General features: G+C 54.5%; 2 protein-coding genes. One reads left to right on the top strand and one right to left on the bottom strand.

Annotated elements, in window-relative coordinates:
- Positions 1-649, top strand: a 649-nt coding sequence (locus tag CBW22_RS24030) for a zinc ribbon domain-containing protein (protein ID WP_176428183.1), incomplete at its 5' end; no start/stop codon positions are given.
- 171 nt (positions 650-820) lie between these two features.
- On the opposite strand, the gene CBW22_RS24025 is transcribed toward CBW22_RS24030, so the two are convergent.
- Positions 821-1843 (bottom strand): tyrosine-type recombinase/integrase, encoded by a 1023-nt coding sequence (locus tag CBW22_RS24025; RefSeq protein ID WP_088518080.1) that lies wholly within the window; start codon positions 1841-1843, stop codon positions 821-823.
- Positions 1844-2442: the final 599 nt, after the last annotated feature.

The raw sequence follows: 2442 nt of genomic DNA, 5'->3' as shown, positions 1-2442 counted from the left end.
GGATGGTAATTTTAACCCTTACCTCATCAATATTTTCCGCGGGCTGATGCGGTGCGGCCTCTGCGGTCATGCGGTCATCCTGACCGGAATCTCGGTAAAGGGCTATGGCTACTACGTATGCTCAATGCGCCGGCAGAACCGCTGTGAAGCCGTCACGATACGCCGGGACCTGACCGATCGTTATCTGATAAGTGGTCTGGTGCAGGGGGCATCCGCCACGAGCGGGCGCGTTTCAGCTGAAGATACGCTGCGGCCGCTGACGGCGCGGCATCTGCAGCTGACCGGAAGTCTGCACAACGTCATCAGGGCGATTGAAATCGCGCCGGACGTGACTGAACTCTGTGAGCGGGCAAAGAGCCTTTCCGGAGAGATAAAAAGACTGGAGGGAGAGATGGCTGGCGTCCGACAGATGCGTAACTGCGCAACGGCAGCGGATCTGAACCTGCTGGATATCAGCGATCGCCGTGCGTGCCAGCTGACGGCACGAAGCCTCATCCGGGAGATCAGGATGCATACCGGGGCAAAAACGTGCGACGTATTTCTTAACAACGGCATGAGGATATACAACTTTCCGCTGGCCAGACAGGTTAGCTGGTCATCCATTCTTGATGCGATGGCTTACCTTGGAGAAGAAGAGGTTTATATGTAATAGCGGCGCGGGCGATGATAACCAGCCACATTTTTGCTGCGGTGAGCACGGTTTCACGCATAAGGAGTTAAACGCTCATCTGTCGCGGTTTTCCGTTTTACGGCTCCGCTTTGTGCCTTGCCTGCATCTTGAGACTCAGCACTAGTCACTTACGTCATCTGATGTCGCAAATCAGTCGAACTGCTTCATCAGATCGATCATTGCCCCCGCGTGCGCGTCAACGTGGCGGATATAGCGCATCACCGTTTCCGGCTTTTTCCAGGTTCCTTCCTGCATGATCTGTGCGGTACTGTATTTTTTCGTAGCCATATCAATGGCGGCGCCGACCCGCGCGCTGTGACCGGACCAGGCGCGGTAGCGGTTCTTGTTTGGCCGCACACTGCCGGCATCGCCGGCTTCCAGCCAGGCGCGGGCAAAGATATCCTCCAGCGCCCGGGCGGAAAGCGGCTTTTCAGTAGCAGCGACGGCCCGGTTCGAACGGTGAACCGGACCGAAGATGAAGGCGTCGGGTTCGCCGGCCAGCCCCGAAAGCGTCAGCCATTCCGTAAGGCGCTGCGAGGAGAGGTCGCCCAGTGCCTTGATAAGCCCCCCGGTCATCACAATGGTTTTGGTCCACGCCACGTCCAGGATAACCCGGCCGTCCGACGCGCGCGAGATGTCACGCACCCGCAGGCGGCCCAGCTCGCTGATACGCAGCAGGGTGGCGTAAGCCACGTGCAGAAACGCCAGGTCGCGCCGCTGCTGCAGACGATCGGAGACTGACCAGTGCGCGTCGAGTGAGAGCAGGTTATGCAGGCGGAAGGGAATGGCCTGACCGGCACGCTCGCCGGCTATAACAGCGGTGCGGTTGATCTTCTTCACCGCCCGGAATACCTGCGGCGATGCGTTAGGCGGTATCAGCCCGGCGTTACGGTGTAACATGGAAATGAGCGCGGCGTGCGTGCTGATGGTGGAGGAGGCGCGTCCGGACGCCTGCAGCCACAGCAGGTAATCGCGCAGATCGGCCGGCGCCATCGGCAGCAGCGCCCGCCCGTGCTCTGCCGCCCAGCGGCCGGCAATGCGCATTACGCTGAGCAGCTGCTGCCACGTATTATCCGAGAAAGCTTCCCGATCGCTGACGAACTCGCGCAGCCGCCCGGTGATGTCGCCGTCCTCCGGGCCGGTCAGGCCCGGCAGGAGTGCCGTATGTGTCATGTTTCCGCCGATTATCCGCCTGGCGTCGCTACGTGAATTCTGAGAAGAAAGCAGGGGCTTACCCCTGCAGAATTCACGCAGCGCTGCCGCATTTTTGTTCGTTCTGGCCCCGAGCAGGCCGGATCCCCATCATACCCGGATCCTCAGGCGGATCCCAGCTTCATATAAACCCTATTATATGAAGTAATAATTGTGCATACGAAACCGGGAGGGGCTAGAAGAAGAGCGGGAAGTTAAGCCGCTAAATCAACTCTTATATGAACTTGGCCTATCCGTAACTATCTAGTTAAATATATAACGATATCTCTAGGAAAATATAATTTCTTATGTTATAAGTATGATTATCAATCTTAAAAATCCATTCTCTTTCTTTGTTCTTTTTCGTAATTTATTGTAATCTTGGGGAAACATAGATTCCAGAGAAGATTTAATACTTTCAGTATATGTTATTTTCCAAATGAAATATAATTTATTGAATTATTTTTTTGAATTAAAATTAACATGAATAAGATATTTAGATCTTATAACCCATCAACATTAAAAGGCGATTCATAAATGGAAGAATCCGAAGTGGGATCTGTAAACGTATTACATGATTC

The sequence above is a fragment of the Pantoea sp. VS1 genome, assembly GCF_002207995.1.
GTDB lineage: Bacteria > Pseudomonadota > Gammaproteobacteria > Enterobacterales > Enterobacteriaceae > Pantoea > Pantoea dispersa.
Note: the sequence above shows the minus strand (reverse complement) of the source record. Positions and strands in the feature narration are given on the sequence as shown.

Coding starts and splice junctions, on each gene's coding strand:
- CBW22_RS24025 (WP_088518080.1), bottom strand. CDS start 1,843: ATGACACATACGGCACTCCTGCCGGGCCTGACCGGCCCGGAGGACGGC.